We start from the raw sequence: 16,161 nt of genomic DNA, 5'->3' as shown, positions 1-16,161 counted from the left end.
TATGGCAAGTTTATAATTTTCAACAAACACCTATTATACCAAATAGTTATTTTCATATTGTAATAATACACAAAATAGAAAATTATACAATATAATAAGAATACAAAAGTATAAAAACTAATTTTTTCTTTCTATTGTGTTATTTTTAATTATTTTTATGCGTCATTATTTTAGATTATGAAAAGTAAAGTATTTTTCTTTTTGAGCTTTATGTCCTTTACACTCTCCGTTTGGACTCAAAAAGCCACAATTACAGAAAAGAAAATCCCAATGAAAACATATATGTTTTCTGACCCCGACCCCATACCGGACATCAAAAAGAACTACCCCTATTTTCGATTTGACGGATTTACCAATAAAAGCATTCAAAAAAAGTGGAACATGGTAATTTTGGAAAATGACTATATCCAAGTATATATCAACACGGATGTGGGGGGTAAAATATGGGGGGCCATAGAAAAATCCACAGGAGGCGAATTCATATATTTCAATGATGTGGTAAAGTTTAGGGATGTGGCCCAAAGAGGGCCTTGGACTTCTGGCGGGCTTGAGTTCAATTTTGGTTTAATGGGGCACACCTCAACATGTTCGACTCCACAAGATTATCTAACCAAAGAGAATGGGGATGGAAGTGTTTCATGTATTATCGGTGCTTTGGACTTACACACCAACACTAAATGGAATGTCGAAATCAATCTTCAAAAAGACAAAGCCTTTTTTGAGGTTCGCTCGTCATGGTTCAATACCACCAACTTGCCCGTTACCCATTACCATTACTCCAATGCCGCTGCCAAAGCGGGGGGCGACCTTGAATTAATCTATCCAGGGGACCATTACGTCGGTCATTCAGGTGAAGTGGGCACTTGGCCTTATGAAAACGGCAAGGACATTTCCTTTTATAAAGAAAACAATTTTGGCACCTATAAATCTTATCACGTGGTCAATAGCTATTCCAACTTTATGGGCGGTTATTGGCATGATGACAATTTTGGTTTTGGAAACATCCGAGACTTCGATAAAATGCCAGGGAGGAAAATATGGATATGGGGGCTTTCCGGGGAAGGTATGATTTGGGAGAACCTATTGACCGATACAAAAGGACAATATATCGAATTTCAAAATGGGTCCACCTTCAATCAGGCAATGGAAAAGAGCAGCCTGACACCCTTCAAGCATCGAGAATTCACTCCATACGACAGTGACCTGTCCTCGGAACTTTACTTTCCTCTGGTAAACACAGGGGGCATGGTAATGGCCACTGAACATGCCATTCTTAACGTTACCCAATTGGACAATGATAATATAAGGGTAAAATTGAGTGCTCTGGCACCTCTAGATACCAGCCTGTCCATAAAATCATTCAACAAGAACTTATCAAGACACATCAAGCTTGAACCACTTGAGCTGTATACCTGGGACATTGAGGTGCCACATAACCAAGAATTCGAAATAACCCTGGGAAATAGTCTCTTACAGTACTATTCAAACAAAAAACATCTAATCACGAATCGCCCAATTCATCCCAACGAGGACTTTGATTGGAATTCAGCCGTTGGCATGTTCACCAAAGGAATTGAAAGTGAGAAACAGTATGCCGGTCTAAAGAACGGGAACAGACCATTGCAGCTATCCCAGGAGTTTTATCTGAAAAGCCTAGCACTGGACCCGGCCTTTTCTCCCACACTTAACCGTTTGGCTTATAATCATTATCGAATGATGCAATATGACATTGCTTTGGAGTACGCGAAAAAATCCCTGGCCATCAACACCTATGATCCAGAAGCCAACTACATCTTTGGGCTAATTTCCAGCAAATTAGAGCAGTTTTCAAATGCTATGGGCGGTTTTGCCATTGCATCCCAGTCAACGGCATACAGAACGGCCGCTTATACCGAAATGGCGAAACGTCACATTGTTGAGGAAAATTACCACAAGGCCATTGAACTCTGCGATAAAGCTTTGGCGTTTAACCAAGGTAATATCATTGCCCTGGAGATCAAAGCCATTTCCCTAAGGCTACAAAACAAACTTGGGCCCGCCAAAGAAGTATTGTCCAAAATATCCGATTTAGATAATACCAGCACCTTTGCCACCCATGAACGATCATTGATTGATGATGAAAATTTGATAGATCTTAATTCCCTGATCACCAACGAACTTAAAGAGGAATCGTTTATAGACCTAGCCCTAAAATACAAGACTTATGGACTAAGGTCTGAAAGCGTAAATATCTTAAGATCCAGCCCCAAGAACGCCAAAGTACTCTTATGGTTGGCCAGCTTGGATCGGATAAACCAAACCGAATGGCTCAACGCCACAGTTAATGCCTCACCTTATTTTATTTTTCCCTACAGGGCGGAAACCTATGAGGCCATCCAAAAGTTAATGAAACTCACCGACCATTGGAGCCTCAAGTACTATGCCTCACTCATACTTTGGAAAAAAGAAAGAATAGGGGAGGCCAAAAAATTAATGCGCCAGTGCGGAAACCAACCGGAATTTGTACCTTTTTACTTGGCAAAGGCCAAACTTTTCAAGGATGAGCCCAAGGAGTTTGGGCTGGCCATTGAATTTGCCAAAAATATTGCCCCAAACAACTGGAGGGTAAACCTATTCCTGATAGACCACTATTTTGAAAGAAAGGAATTTGCCAAAGCGGCCAAAATCGCCAAGGGCAGTTATGATCAAAACCATGAGCTTTCGATATTGGGCATGCGATATGCAAAAGCCCTACTGAAATCAAATAATGCCAGGGAGAGCTTGGAATTCTTAAAGGACTTTGAGGTCATTCCTTTTGAAGGGGCCACAGAAGGAAGGAAAATTTATCGTCAGGCCCATCTTGAACTTGCCATCAAGGCACTAAAAACAAAAGACTATCATTCCGCTATCGATCATGCAAAAAAAGCCTTGATTTGGCCATTAAGTTTGGGGGCTGGTAAGCCCTACGACCCCGATGAGAGACTTGAAAATTCCATTTTGGCGTATTCTTACGAACAATTAGGCAACTCCAAAAGAGCCAAAAGATATAATGAAAGGGTCATAAATCACGGGTTCGACCCAAAAATTGATAAAAACTCCCTGCTGTTGCTCCAATGCTTGGCCATCCAGAAAAAAAATGGTCTTAAAGAAGCCCTAAGCCTTGCGAACAAGGCATTGGAAGAGGACACTGACAACATTGTCCATCAATGGGTAAAAGCGAGGATTAAGGGTGAAATTCAAGATGCCGTGTACTTTGCGAACCTAATAAACAGTAATCCAAAAACCGATGAGTTTCAAATGCTAACCAATTTCCTTGAAAGTATTAATAAATAATCCAAACCAATATCAAATGAAGAATTATCTGGGCAGTTTGATTGTAATACTGTCATTAACACTTGTTCAATGTAAGGAGAAAAAAAATCAAGAAGGGAACTCGGCCGAACTTGAATTGAATCAGAACTATACGATGGACGATTTTAAATCTGTCCCAAAAATCGACATCCATGTCCATATAAGTACACTTAACACAAATTTCATTGATCTGGCCCGTACCAATAATTTTAAATTATTGAATGTAACGGTGGACCATTCAGGACCCTCCCAAATTGAGCGGATGCAAGAAATAAGTAGGGCACAAAAAGAAAATCACCCTGATATTTTTGATTTTGGCACTGCATTTTCACTTAAGGGATGGAATGAGCCCAACTGGTCCAAAAACGTTATTGAGCGACTTGAACTGGATTTTGACAAAGGAGCCAATTCGGTAAAAACATGGAAAAATATCGGCATGGAATATCGGGACAACAATGGTGATTTAATCTTCTTGGACCACCCTCAACTCGATGCGGTATTTGATTTTATTCAAGACCAGGGCAAAATCTGGCTAAGTCATGCTGGAGAACCGTTAAATTGCTGGTTACCGCTAGATTCAATGACCGTTAAAAACGATAGGGACTATTTTAAGGCCCACCCTAAGTATCATATGTTCCTACACCCGGAGCAGCCATCACATCAAGATCAGATCGACCATAGGGACAATCGATTGGTCAAGAATCCGGATTTTGCCATGATTGCGGTGCATATGGCCAGCTTGGAGTGGGATGTGGAAGAGGTTTCCAATTTCTTAGATCGCTTTCCCAATGCCCATGTTGATTTGGCAGAGCGCATGAGCCACACCCAGCATCAATCACAGAAAAACAGAAAAAAAGTGCGGGACTTTTTTATAAAATATCAAGACCGGGTTATTTACGGCACGGATTTGGGCGAATCGGATAACTCAAACCCCTTGGAATTGGAAAGAAAAATAAAGGAACTTTGGGAAAATGACTGGAAATATTTCAATACCGATGAACTCTTTTATGTTCCACAGTTAAATGACCCTGTCCGTGGCCTTTCATTACCCAGGGAGGTTGTGGACAAAATCTATTATTCAAATGCCAGAAAACTATTTCCAAATGGGTGGCAAGGATAGCACTTTCAACTTCTTCCTTTCGTAGGTCCAAAGAACGTGAACATGGTCAAGTTTCTTCAATTTGTTCCTTTGTTTTTATTATTTATCTCCTGCAAAGACCCCGGTTCAAAAACCGAGGCTAAAACGGAGCGCTATAACCAATCGCGATTGAACCGAATTGCAACGGTGCAAAGGGACATTATCCAGAAGGGATTGACTGGAAGTAATCAGGTGCTCATTTTTAAGGACGGGCAGATCATCTATGATAGTATAGTCAATTCAGGATTAAGGGGAGATGAGAACATTACCGATCAAACCATTTTTCCGCTATGGTCCATGACAAAGCCCATTACAACAGTTGCTGTTATGATATTACTGGAAGAAGGGAAGATTTTTCTGGACGACCCCATAGAAAAGCACCTCCCCGAGATGGCCGATCCAAAATGTCAGCATGAATCGGGCAACACATATCCTTGTACTAGATCCGTTACCATCCTGGATCTGCTTGCACATCGATCTGGATGGGGATATTACCCTAGAAAAAGTGATGGACAACAAGTTTTGCTTAGCGATTTATGGTACAAGGATTTGGAGGATTTTTCCAGGTCCATGGTATCGATCCCATTAAAGTTTGAACCGGGAAGCCAATATCAGTATGGAATCAACACCTCAATACTTGGAAGACTCATAGAGGTAATTACCGGAAAATCACTATATGAATTTCTAAAGGACCGTATTTTGGGGCCATTGGAAATGCACGACACTAAATTCCATTTAACAGACGATGAAAAAGTACGCTTACAACCTTTATTGCGCAATGAAAATGGGGTCATCAACTTTTACAAGCATAAGTACAATGAATTGTCTTACTTAAAATCTTCTGAAGTACAACTTGGGGGAGCAGGAATGGTATCGACCACGAAAGATTATGCAAATTTTTGCCAAATGCTACTGAATAACGGTTCTTTTAAAGGTAGGCATATAATCAGTCCTACTTCGGTCGAATTGATAAAAACACCTCTAAACCCAGAGTTGGAAAATGGGACCTTTACAGGCTGTTCCACTGGGTTCTCATTGTTTATCCTTACTGATCCCGTCAAGGATGGAACTCTTTCCCCCAAGGGTATTTTTGGTTGGGGAGGCTATCACGGCACCTTGTTTTGGATTGACCAAAAAAACAATTTGTTTGGATTGGTCATGGACAGGACCTCCCAACCCGCCACGGATGTGTTCAGAAAAGTAAGAATAGCTACATACCAAGCCCTGAATTAACTAAAATCCATCAATTCATCTATTCTGATGGTTCTCCCTTGATCAATGGATTTCATGGCTGCAATTCCAACCAGACTCGACATTATCCCGGCCCTGCTCCCAGCTCTTTGATTCATTGGATCCAAATGCCCATTTTTAAAAAAGTTGTCCTTGACCCTGGCGTCCGCACCTCCGTGTGCACCTTCATTGGGTTTAATGACCCAACTACGGGATGTCCCAGTGCCCATGCTCAACCTAAACTCCGATCGGACCTCGTCCATCCAAGTTTGCTTATGGAATATCCGCACATCCAACCTCCCTTTTTCTCCAGAAAAAGAAATATACTGTCCCTCATAGGGCAAATAAGCGCTAAACGAATAGTTTAAGTGTGCCCCTCGCCCATAACGGACCAAAATAGATCCTGAGTCTGGCGCATCTATTGCTTTATCCCATACACAGCCATCTCTATAATAATTATCTATACCTTCACAATCGGTGTACAGTTTTCCCAATAGCCCATTTTTTGTGATATCCCAATAGAAATCACATTGTTCGGTAAAATCGCAATTCCTGCAATTCCTTCCCCTAAAGTCATTGTTTGCCCCATAAAACTGAAGTCCTCCCATGGCCTTGACCTCAACTGGGTCATCATCCAGAAGCCAATTGACCAAATCAAAGTGGTGGGATGATTTATGTACAAACAAGGAACCTGAGTACTTACTTTTACCGTGCCATCTGCGGTAATAAGAGGCACCGTGCACATTATCCAAATATTCCTGATACCCTACCGATATAATTTTGCCAAGTACTTTGGAGTCCAAGATTCTTTTCATCTCCATGGAATCGTTCATATATCTGACATTAAAGCCCACATAAACTTTTTGGTCATGGGCCTTTTCTGCATCCAAAATATCTTGGCATTGGGTTTCATCAATGGCAATGGGTTTCTCGGTTATTACGTCACAACCTGACTTCAACGCTTCGATAATGTACTTGGAATGCGCATTATCCGTAGTAGCGACCAAAACGATATGCGGTTCCTGCTCTTTGATCATTCTGACAAACTGGTCCGCAGGGAACAGTTTCACAGGAATTCCCAATATTTCTTTAAAGGCCTCCGCCCTCTTTATATTGGCATCGCACAGGCCAACTAATTGAGTATGGTCCGAATACCCATTGACCAGCTCCAGTCCCCATGCCCGTAAAGCCCTAATACCCGTGCCCACAATGGCTATTTTTAATTTTTGGTTCGGTTCAGGACACAATTTGAATGCATAGGAAGGGGCTACTGCCAGAAAGGCTGCCACCTTGGTATTTAAGCTCATAAAGTTCCTCCTGTTCAAATCATGTTTATTTGCATCGATTTCCTGCAAGCCCATTTGATATTATTTAAAACATAATTAAATATAAGTTTTTATTAATAAAAAATAACTTTTAGAAAGTTTTTATATTATTTTTAGTTCTATTTTGTTTATATTTCTGGTGTAGTATTGAAATTCATTTGAAATGAAAAAAGTACACTTTAAGGGCCATATGGTTTCATGGGAGAACATACAAGAGGTTAAACACAATAAAGTATACCCGGGAATCTCTGTTTCCGGTATGGGCCCATCGCCAGAAATTCTCTGTTGGAAAGGTTAAAATAATGTTGAAATACAATTTTAAACAATTAACGGCCCTATGGCGACTCAAGCAAGAAGGAATTTTATAAAAAAGATATCCTGTGCCGGCGTTGGGACACTAATACCCGGCCTAGGTTCCAGTGGTTACAATTTTTCGTGGAGCCAAAAGAATGATAAACGTGTTGGAATTGTTGGGATGGACACTTCCCATAGCCCCTATTTGGTTAGAGGGATCAATACCTCCAATAGCGGATATAGGGTAACCGCAGCCTACACTTCAGTAAGCAATGATCTACCTGCCAGTCATTCAAGAGTGGGGCAATTCAGCAAACAAATTAAATCCATGGGCGTGGAAATCACCGATTCGCTTGGAGAGCTGTTGAACAAAGTGGATTATGTTCTGCTTTGCACCGTTGATGGGAGATTGCACAAAGAACAAGCAGAGATCATTCTAAAGGCTGGGAAGCGGGTTTTCATTGACAAACCAATGGCCATATCGTTAGTGGAGGTAATTGAAATTTTTGAGTTCGCCCAAAAACTCAATATTCCAATCTTTAGCTCCTCAGCGGTAAGGTTCATGAAAACCGCACAGGAAGTCAGGGATGGTGCTATTGGTAATGTAACAGGGGCCCAAGTATACGCTCCCATAATTTATGAACCAACACATCCATCAATGTATTGGTATGGTATCCATGGAGCGGAACTTTTATATACCGTTATGGGGAACGGCTGCGAAAAAGTAAAGTGCTTTACCTCTGAAAAGCACCATTTTATAATTGGTGATTGGGGACATGGCAGAATAGGGACATACAATGGCCTTAAAAATGGAATGCAAAAATATGGAGGCCAGGTCTTTGGTGATAAGGGAGTGAGTTATTTAGGCGATTTTGAAAACCTTTCCCCACTGACTGACAAAATCTTGGAATTTTTTGAAACAGGGGAAGTTCCTGTTGATCCAAGTGAAACCATAGAACTATTTGCCTTTTTGGATGCTGCCCAGAAAAGCGAAAAAACTGGAACCTGGGTATCCCTAAAAGAAGTTTGGGGGCAATAATCCATCGTATTGAAAGGATCTATGGCAATGCAGATCCATTTGACTAAAATTTTTGAATAATATACACGTATGGTTGATAACAGCGATTTTACCAGAAGGGAATTCTTGAAGAAAACAGCATTAACGGCAGGAGCCGCCTCATTGGGACTCCCCAACAATATGATGGGAAACAACCTGATCTCCAAGTCCAAAAAAATGCTGACCATGGCAAGGGGCCATTCTTGGTTTGAAAGGGAACCACTAATTCATTCATATGGGTTTAAAGGAGGGTATATTACGCGCCTATGGCAGGTAGTTTCGCAATTAAAGGATGCTGAGGGAAACAAATCCATAGGCCTTGGCGTACAAAGTCCGCTTTGGTCCGATTCTTCCATAACTTCTTTATGGGGAGAAAGTGGAAGCAACGCCATTATGTTCAATTTGACCTCCAGGGCCTTGCAGATATTATCTGGCCAATCCTTTGATACGCCCATCCAGATGATCGAGGATGCATTTGATGAAGTCCATGCTTATGGGATCAAATTGACCAATAATACAAACTTGAGAAAAACCTTTACGTTGAATGCCCTAACCTCCGTGGACAATGCTGCATGGTTACTTTATGCAAAACAAAACAAGATCGATTCATTCACAGAGTTGATTCCATCGGATTACAGAGAAGCATTTTCCCATAAGACCGAAACCATAGCAAGCATTCCCTCAATTTCTTATTCCACTTCCACTTCCGGAATTGAAGAAATAAAAAACTCAGGTCAATTCTTTATAAAGATAAAAATTGGTTCTCCGGGATCCCAACAAGAAATGCTCGAAAAAGACATGCATCGGATCAAACTAATTGACAGTAGCCTGCGCTCTGCCACCACCCAAGCGATTTCCAACAAGAAATTTTACTATTACTTGGACGCAAATGGCAGATACCATGGCAAGGAAACTTTAGTTAAGTTACTGGATCATTGTGATCGAATAAAAGTATTGGACAAGATAGCGATTGTCGAGGAACCCTTTCCAGAAGCTCTGGAAGAAGACGTTTCTGACTTAGGGGCTAGGATTGCTGCGGACGAAAGTGCCCATACTGATAAGGAAGCGCAAAAGAGAATTGAAATGGGCTACACCGGAATTGCCCTGAAGGCCATGGGCAAAACCCTAAGCAATACCATAAAAATAGCCAAACTTGCCCATGACAAAGGAATCCCTTGCTTTTGTACCGATCTAACGGTAAACCCGATCCTGGTGGATTGGAACAAGTTGCTTGCGTCGCATTTGCCTCCATTTCCAGGGTTAAAAGTGGGGCTACTGGAAACAAATGGCTCCCAAAACTACAAAAACTGGAACCACATGATAAGTTACCATCCCAGGGGCGAAGCATCATGGAATAAACCAAAAAATGGACTTTTCACATTGAACGAAAGCTTTTACAGGGAATCTGGTGGAATATTTCTCGAGCCCGACCATTATAAAAATCTTTAAGTCGATCTAGCCTGTTGAACAGTAAGAATATGGGTTACTTCGACCTCACTAAAGGAATATCCTGTGCGTATAAGAACTTATTGAAATAAGGCGAGCTCCAAACCTTTCTTGTACCATTTTCCATATAAGAAATCAATGCGTGGACATCCCTGTTCTTCTTTTTTCCCAAAAGTTTTTTGACTTGATCAATATCCATGACATTAAACGCAGTGGCATAGCTATCCGCCAGTGCGCCTGATCCGGCCATCACCGTTACTTGAATTGATTTGGTTGCCCACATTCCCGTGGAGGGATCAATAATATGGGAAAATGTCCTTCCATTGTGCGAAATTTTCTGAAATAAATCTCCAGATGTGGCTACAGACATATTCTTGACCAACAACACCTTTGAATCTTTACCTCTTTCGCTTTCAAAATCCACCCTGACCTTCCATCCCTTGCTACTTGGAGGCGGGTCACCGGTGGATAAATCACCTCCAAAATCAATTAGTATATGTCTTAATTGGTGCTTGTTCAACAGCAGTATCAACTGATCGGCCACATAACCTTTGGCTATTCCACCAAAGTCCAAACGAATTTTGTCGTTATCTATTTTTACCGTTCTATTTCCGGCTTTAAGGTGTAAATCCCGATAACCAAAGCCAGATCCGTAATTTTCAGCATCAATAAAGGCCGATTCCTTGTTCTCTTTTGAACTTCGCCATAATTGGGAATATCCACCGATCGTAACATCAAACCTTCCTTTGGTCGATTTGGATATGCGTTTGGAGATCGATAGAACTTCAAACAGTTCCTCACTGACTTTGATCCATTGGCCTACATTATGGTTCTGGCATAGCAAATTGACTTCACTATCAGGGTCGTAATCACTTAATTTACCATTCAATTCCCGCACCCTTTCAAATGCATTGTTCACAACATCTTCAGCAATGTTTGCATTGGCCGCATAGAAAGTGATATTCAGATAGGTGCCCATTGCCGCCCTCCTAAAACTAAACTTTTCCATCTCTTGGCCAAGTGCGGGCGCACAATGTGATAGAAGGTATATGAAAAAATAAAAACGTTTCAATGTGGTCCAATTGGTTAATGAAATATCGGGATGCTTCACCACTTAATAACACGAATATAAAGTATATTTATATATTATATAAAAGTTTTTAATCTTTCATATCCTTATTTATTTATAATTAAATTATCTTTGAGCATGAAGCGTAATATAAATAACATGATTACACGCTTACAGAATAAATTGATCTTTATGGGGTTTGTCATTGGTGGGATTCAATCTGGGAACAGCCAATTGCCCATGAAAATGGATTCGACGGCTTATACTCAAAATATCTCCAATTCAAATATTTCCTTTGATATGGTCAAAATACCTGGTGGGACTTATGATATGGGGAGCGAGACGGGCAATATGGACGAAAAACCTTTGCATAAAGTAAAAATAGACAGTATTTGGGCAGGAAAATACGAAGTCACTTGGGAGGTATTCGACCTTTTCCTTGCTGAAAACCAAAATTTGTTCCACGCGGAGCCAGAAGGGAAACTGGAAAAATTGGATGCCATATCCCGCCCCAGCCCTCCTTTTGAAGACCCCAGTCTGGGAATGGGAAAGGCCGGCTTTCCCGTTATTAACATTTCTCCCTATGCCGCCCTGACATTTTGTAAATGGCTTTCAACGGTTACCGGTAGGTTTTACCGGCTTCCCACAGAGGCAGAATGGGAATATATGTGCAAAACCGGTCCCGACGGGAAAGATTTCTTTAAGGAAGGGGGAAAGGGTCTCGATCTGTTCGCATGGAGCTACGACAATAGTGATTATCAATATTCAAAAGTTGGAGAAAAATTACCCAATGCCCATGGTCTATATGACATTCTTGGGAACGTAGGCGAATGGACCCTGGATCAATACGATGAAACCTTTTATGGCAAATCGAAGGATTCGGTGTCTGTAAACCCATGGAACATTCCGACCAGGTTACATCCTAGAGTTTACAGGGGTGGGTCCTGGAATGATGACGTAACGGACATCTCCCCGACCAAAAGATCAACATCGGGCCCATATCTTCAAAAAAATGACCCACAAATACCAAAAAGCTTCTGGTGGTATACAGACGCATCCTATATTGGGTTTCGATTGGTTAGCCCGGTCAAACAACCAACCGAAGAGGAAGCCCTGAAATTTTGGCAGATTGCCCTGGATGAATAGGGGATTTAAATAAATACAAATCTTTTGAAATGAAAACCGAACAAAAGAACGGAAGGAGAACCTTCATAAAAAAAAGCGCCTCGGCAGCACTCGGGGGAACCATGCTTGCCCTTGTGCCACATGACCTATACCCAAATAGCACCAAAAGTCTAAAGATCGGTTTGGTTGGGTGCGGACGCCGCGGGACAGGTGCTCTGTTTGAGGCATTGAACGTCACCTCCTCGGTCAAGGTGGTTGCCCTAGGGGACACTTTTAAGGACAATGTGGACAGATTGCACCAAAGATTAAAAGCCAATTATGACAGCCAATGCGAAATAAACAACTCCGGTAAGTTTGTAGGATTTGATGCATACAAAAAGGTGATTGAATTATCCGATGTGGTTCTACTGGCCACTCCTCCCCCATTCAGACCTTTACATTTTGAAGCGGCGGTAACAGCTGGTAAACATACTTTTCTGGAGAAACCTTTGGCGGTCGACGTCCCAGGTTATAGAAAGGTAATGGAAACTGGCCTGTTGGCAGATCAAAAAAAGCTGGTTGTGTCCGTAGGCTTGCAGTTCAGATACTCCGATGCCGTTCAGGAGATGGTCAAAAGGGTACAAAACGGGGAGATTGGAGAGATCACCTCCATGAATACCTATTACAATGTTGGTGAACCAAAAATCGTTCCGAGAGAAGCTCATCAAACCGAAATGGAATACCAACTTAGAAACTGGAGGTACTTTACCTGGCTATGGGGAGGGCAACCGGCCGGGCAAGCTATCCATCAGATAGATATTATGAACATGGTCATGGACAATTTCCCCTCCAAGGCATTGGGAAATGGAGGTAGACTTGTGTTTTCTGGAACGGAGCAGGGCAACACCTATGACCACTTCTTTATACAATACCAGTACCCAAATGGGATACAGCTGCATTCCCAATGCCGGAACATGAACCATTGCGCAAATAGGATGGGATGGGAAATTAGGGGTACAAAAGGAATTGCCAATGAAAGGTTCCAGTTCAAGGATTATCAAGGAAAAACATTTTGGAAATATCGTGACAACACGGATATCGGCAATTCCCAAAAGGTCCAGACCAAATTCATCCAGGCCATATTGAATGGTACGCGCTTCAACGATACAACGTACGGAGCTGAGAGTACCTTGACTACCATTATGGGCAGATTAGCCGCAGAAACGGGCCAAGTGATGACATTGGACAATCTGATCAAATCATCGGAAACCATTGTCCCAGCTGATTTAAGTTGGAATTCAAAATCTTTGGAAGAACCGATGGCAACAGGAGTATACAAAATTGTTAAACCGGGAAAAAAAAGGTAAGATGAAATGCATCCCAGGCTGCAAGATCCTTATTGTGCATGTGGTGGTTGCCCTTACCACCACTTTTGGCACCGCACAACAACATGTTATCTGCGAAGGTTCAAACATAAATATAACAGGCACATCAACATTGCATGACTGGACGCTCGATGTGAAAAAACAAGCTGGTCAGATTACCATTTTGACCCAAAAATCAAAGAACAAGGTTTTCAAAAGCTGTACACTTTCAAAGCTATCGGTCAGTATTTTTTCAACAGATGTTGAAAGCAGAAAGGGAAAGACCATGGACAATAAATTGCATAAAGCGATAAAAGCAATTGCGCACCCGAGTATCACCTTCAAATCAACCAAGGACAGTGGCTTTGTATATATGGGCGGCACCAAAGCTGAATTAATAATGTTAAGCGGGATTTTGGGCATTGCAGGGGTCGAAAAGAGTGTACAGGTTAAGGTGATGCCCACATACGACGGCAAAATATTGGGCTTGTCGGGCGAATTGCCCATCAAGCTAAGTGATTTCAATATTGAACCACCCACAGCGATGTTCGGTCAAATAGAAACGGGCAACGATATTAGTGTGAATTTCAACCTCAAGTTCGAAAATAAAACGACCAAGGGTGAAACATCACATTAAATTCTGTGCTCTTTGCCTGTTTATCTTGTCCCCGATTCAAGCGCAAGAAGAGGATATTGGTTTTTTCGATTACTGGGCTTCCTATTCAGATTTGGAGAACTCACTCTACAAGCATTTCAGCAACTTGGCCTATTCCAAACTGGAGGAACGCAAAAGGGCCATAGGCAATCTAAAAACCCAGGAAGATTGGTTAAAAAGACAAGCCCTCGCAAAAAAGCAATTGATGGAGATCGTAGGCCCATTCCCCGATAAATCGCCTTTGAATGCCAAAATAACAGGTGTATTGAAAAAAGATGGGTACCGAATTGAAAAGATTATCTATGAGTCAATGCCGGACTACTATGTAACCGGGGCCCTTTACTTACCGGATGATGCAAAAGATAATACCCCGGCAATTTTTTATGCATGCGGGCACTCATTGGAAGGGTTTAGGGCACCTATGTACCAGCATATCATCATAAATCTTGTAAAAAAGGGGTTTATCGTATTTACCATTGACCCTATGGGTCAGGGGGAACGCTATAACTATTGGAATCACCATACTGGTCAGTTCAAGTTCAAGATTCCGGATCACGAACATTCCTATGCGGGTGCACAATGTTTAATATCCGGCTATTCCACAGGTAACTATTTTATCTGGGATGTTTTACGGGGCATTGATTACATGCTTACCAGAAAAGAGGTGGATGGCAGTCGTCTAGGTATGACCGGAAGATCCGGCGGGGGAAACCTAACGGCGTATCTTGGCGCATTGGACGACAGGATTCTCGCCACTGCCCCGGAATGCTACATTACGAGCTATGAATTTCTTTACAGGTCCATTGGGCCCCAATGCGCAGAACAGAACCTATACCAATTAGTGGACAAGGGCCTCGATCACGCAGATTTTATCGAGATAAGAGCACCCAAGCCAACTATGGTAATTGCTACTACCCGTGATTTTTTCAGCATACAAGGTACGCGGGAAACCTTTGATGAAGCCCAAAAAATGTATACAACTTTGAATGCAGCCAACAATCTTACATTAGTTGAGGATGATGACAGGCATACATCAACAAAAAAGAACAGGGAGGCCATGTACGCGTTCTTCCAAAAAGAATTGAACAACCCAGGAAGCAGAGAAGATCTTGAGGTGGGCATTCCTTCGGTTGAAGAACTAAAAGTCAGTAAAACGGGGCAGTTGATTTCTTCAAATTATGGCAGAACCATATTTGATCTTAACAGGGACAAAGTTGAAGAGCAGAACAGCAGACTGCAAAAGTTCCGCAGGGAACGTAAAAACCATATCAGTGAATCCATAGCAAATGCCAAAGCCCTATCAGGATTTATAAAACCAAGGGATTATGAAGAGGCTATTTTCTCCGGACGTCATGTTACATCTGAACGCATTCTGGAAAAATATCTAATAACGGGAAGTGGGGATTACAAAGTTCCCGCAATTTTGCTCAAACCTAAGAATCATGCCAAAGATGAAATAATCGTATACTTTGATACGAAAGGTATGGAACATGCCATTGATCAAGATACTTTGGTACCTGCAATTTTACAAGATGGTTATTCCATTTTGTTGGCAGATCTACCAGGCATGGGCATTCTTGGACCGGGCTACTTAAAAGGGGATTCTTATATTGGGGAAACATCCTATAATCAATGGTTTGGCGCCATGTTGGTTGGGAAATCGTTCGTAGGCTTGCGTGCGGAGGATATGTTAAGGCTGGTTCATTTTGCAAAAAATCATGTACAGGGCACCCCAAAGGTTTCCGCAATTGCGGTAGGACCCATAGGAGCCGAATTGCTTCATGCCGCCGCTTTTGACAAGACCCTTGGTCGTGTAGGGCTGGTAAGTCCTTTTTTGAGCTATTATGATATTGCCACTACCCAATCTTATGACCCCAGCCTCATATCCTTCACCGTACCCGGGGCTTTGAAAGCATATGATTTGCCGGATTTAATGGCTTCCATTTATCCACGAAACATCAAAATCGTTAACCCGATCTCTGCGGATGGAAATTTGAAAACTGTGTACAATATTGAATCTTTTCTTGAATCCGCAAGTGGGGTACATAAGCCCGTAAAAAATAGTTTAGGTCCGAATTCCAATATCCAAATATCAATAGACCATCAACCAAAAGATGGGATAATAAAATGGCTTGGAACCCAAGATTAA

12 protein-coding genes are annotated in these 16,161 nt (G+C 41.7%); 10 read left to right on the top strand and 2 right to left on the bottom strand.

What is annotated here, in order from left to right:
* Positions 1 to 177 precede the first annotated feature (177 nt).
* The 3 genes from FGG15_RS18135 to FGG15_RS18125 are packed head-to-tail and all read left to right on the top strand — an operon-like array spanning position 178 to position 5,701.
* Complete coding sequence (locus FGG15_RS18135) at positions 178 to 3,312, top strand: DUF5107 domain-containing protein (protein ID WP_138838996.1); 3,135 nt, start codon at positions 178 to 180, stop codon at positions 3,310 to 3,312.
* Between the two features lie 16 nt (positions 3,313 to 3,328).
* A complete protein-coding gene (locus FGG15_RS18130; RefSeq protein ID WP_138838994.1) occupies positions 3,329 to 4,450 on the top strand; it encodes an amidohydrolase family protein in 1,122 nt (373 codons plus the stop codon).
* Positions 4,451 to 4,492: 42 nt separating this feature from the next.
* Positions 4,493 to 5,701, top strand: a complete 1,209-nt coding sequence (locus FGG15_RS18125) for a serine hydrolase domain-containing protein (RefSeq protein WP_138838991.1) — start codon at positions 4,493 to 4,495, stop codon at positions 5,699 to 5,701.
* Here the strand turns inward: FGG15_RS18125 and FGG15_RS18120 are convergent.
* On the bottom strand, positions 5,698 to 7,059 hold the full coding sequence (locus FGG15_RS18120; RefSeq protein WP_138838990.1) for a Gfo/Idh/MocA family protein: 1,362 nt from the start codon (positions 7,057 to 7,059) through the stop codon (positions 5,698 to 5,700). The two genes, FGG15_RS18125 and FGG15_RS18120, sit on opposite strands and share 4 nt — an antisense overlap.
* A 127-nt stretch (positions 7,060 to 7,186) precedes the next feature.
* Here FGG15_RS18120 and FGG15_RS20400 point away from each other — a divergent pair, with 127 nt between their 5' ends.
* The 3 genes from FGG15_RS20400 to FGG15_RS18110 all read left to right on the top strand — a co-directional run bounded on the left by FGG15_RS20400 (position 7,187) and on the right by FGG15_RS18110 (position 9,823).
* Complete coding sequence (locus FGG15_RS20400; protein ID WP_262710859.1) at positions 7,187 to 7,321, top strand: hypothetical protein; 135 nt, start codon at positions 7,187 to 7,189, stop codon at positions 7,319 to 7,321.
* Between the two features lie 39 nt (positions 7,322 to 7,360).
* On the top strand, positions 7,361 to 8,356 hold the full coding sequence (locus FGG15_RS18115; protein ID WP_138838988.1) for a Gfo/Idh/MocA family protein: 996 nt from the start codon (positions 7,361 to 7,363) through the stop codon (positions 8,354 to 8,356).
* Positions 8,357 to 8,425: 69 nt separating this feature from the next.
* Positions 8,426 to 9,823, top strand: coding sequence for an enolase C-terminal domain-like protein (locus FGG15_RS18110; RefSeq protein ID WP_138838986.1), 1,398 nt, complete (start codon positions 8,426 to 8,428; stop codon positions 9,821 to 9,823).
* A 34-nt stretch (positions 9,824 to 9,857) separates the two neighbouring features.
* On the opposite strand, the gene FGG15_RS18105 is transcribed toward FGG15_RS18110, so the two are convergent.
* A complete protein-coding gene (locus FGG15_RS18105; RefSeq protein WP_138838984.1) occupies positions 9,858 to 10,829 on the bottom strand; it encodes an FAD:protein FMN transferase in 972 nt (323 codons plus the stop codon).
* A 198-nt stretch (positions 10,830 to 11,027) separates the two neighbouring features.
* Here FGG15_RS18105 and FGG15_RS18100 point away from each other — a divergent pair, with 198 nt between their 5' ends.
* Genes FGG15_RS18100 through FGG15_RS18085 form a run of 4 tightly spaced genes read left to right on the top strand, consistent with a single transcriptional unit; the run spans position 11,028 to position 16,161 of the window.
* The gene (locus tag FGG15_RS18100) at positions 11,028 to 12,035 is read left to right on the top strand and encodes a formylglycine-generating enzyme family protein (RefSeq protein WP_138838982.1); all 1,008 of its coding nucleotides are present in this window, start codon (positions 11,028 to 11,030) and stop codon (positions 12,033 to 12,035) included.
* A gap of 29 nt (positions 12,036 to 12,064) precedes the next feature.
* Complete coding sequence (locus FGG15_RS18095; protein ID WP_138838980.1) at positions 12,065 to 13,360, top strand: Gfo/Idh/MocA family protein; 1,296 nt, start codon at positions 12,065 to 12,067, stop codon at positions 13,358 to 13,360.
* Position 13,361: 1 nt separating this feature from the next.
* Positions 13,362 to 13,994, top strand: a complete 633-nt coding sequence (locus FGG15_RS18090; RefSeq protein ID WP_138838978.1) for a YceI family protein — start codon at positions 13,362 to 13,364, stop codon at positions 13,992 to 13,994.
* Positions 13,978 to 16,161 carry an alpha/beta hydrolase family protein gene (locus FGG15_RS18085; RefSeq protein ID WP_138838976.1) on the top strand — a complete coding sequence of 728 codons (2,184 nt, stop codon included), beginning with the start codon at positions 13,978 to 13,980 and terminating at the stop codon, positions 16,159 to 16,161. Before FGG15_RS18090 ends, FGG15_RS18085 begins: the two co-directional genes overlap by 17 nt.

The organism is Flagellimonas algicola (genome assembly GCF_005937185.1).
Taxonomy (GTDB): domain Bacteria; phylum Bacteroidota; class Bacteroidia; order Flavobacteriales; family Flavobacteriaceae; genus Flagellimonas; species Flagellimonas algicola.
The sequence above is the reverse complement of the archived record's forward strand: the minus strand, read 5'-3'. Positions and strand labels throughout refer to the sequence as shown.

Bases quoted from the DNA above. Each gene is read 5' to 3' on its own strand.
- FGG15_RS18090 (WP_138838978.1), top strand. From the start codon at position 13,362: ATGAAATGCATCCCAGGCTGCAAGATCCTTATTGTGCATGTGGTGGTT.
- FGG15_RS18100 (WP_138838982.1), top strand. From the start codon at position 11,028: ATGAAGCGTAATATAAATAACATGATTACACGCTTACAGAATAAATTG.
- FGG15_RS18105 (WP_138838984.1), bottom strand. From the start codon at position 10,829: ATGGAAAAGTTTAGTTTTAGGAGGGCGGCAATGGGCACCTATCTGAAT.
- FGG15_RS18115 (WP_138838988.1), top strand. From the start codon at position 7,361: ATGGCGACTCAAGCAAGAAGGAATTTTATAAAAAAGATATCCTGTGCC.
- FGG15_RS18130 (WP_138838994.1), top strand. From the start codon at position 3,329: ATGAAGAATTATCTGGGCAGTTTGATTGTAATACTGTCATTAACACTT.
- FGG15_RS18125 (WP_138838991.1), top strand. From the start codon at position 4,493: ATGGTCAAGTTTCTTCAATTTGTTCCTTTGTTTTTATTATTTATCTCC.
- FGG15_RS20400 (WP_262710859.1), top strand. From the start codon at position 7,187: ATGAAAAAAGTACACTTTAAGGGCCATATGGTTTCATGGGAGAACATA.
- FGG15_RS18110 (WP_138838986.1), top strand. From the start codon at position 8,426: ATGGTTGATAACAGCGATTTTACCAGAAGGGAATTCTTGAAGAAAACA.
- FGG15_RS18095 (WP_138838980.1), top strand. From the start codon at position 12,065: ATGAAAACCGAACAAAAGAACGGAAGGAGAACCTTCATAAAAAAAAGC.
- FGG15_RS18120 (WP_138838990.1), bottom strand. From the start codon at position 7,059: ATGGGCTTGCAGGAAATCGATGCAAATAAACATGATTTGAACAGGAGG.
- FGG15_RS18135 (WP_138838996.1), top strand. From the start codon at position 178: ATGAAAAGTAAAGTATTTTTCTTTTTGAGCTTTATGTCCTTTACACTC.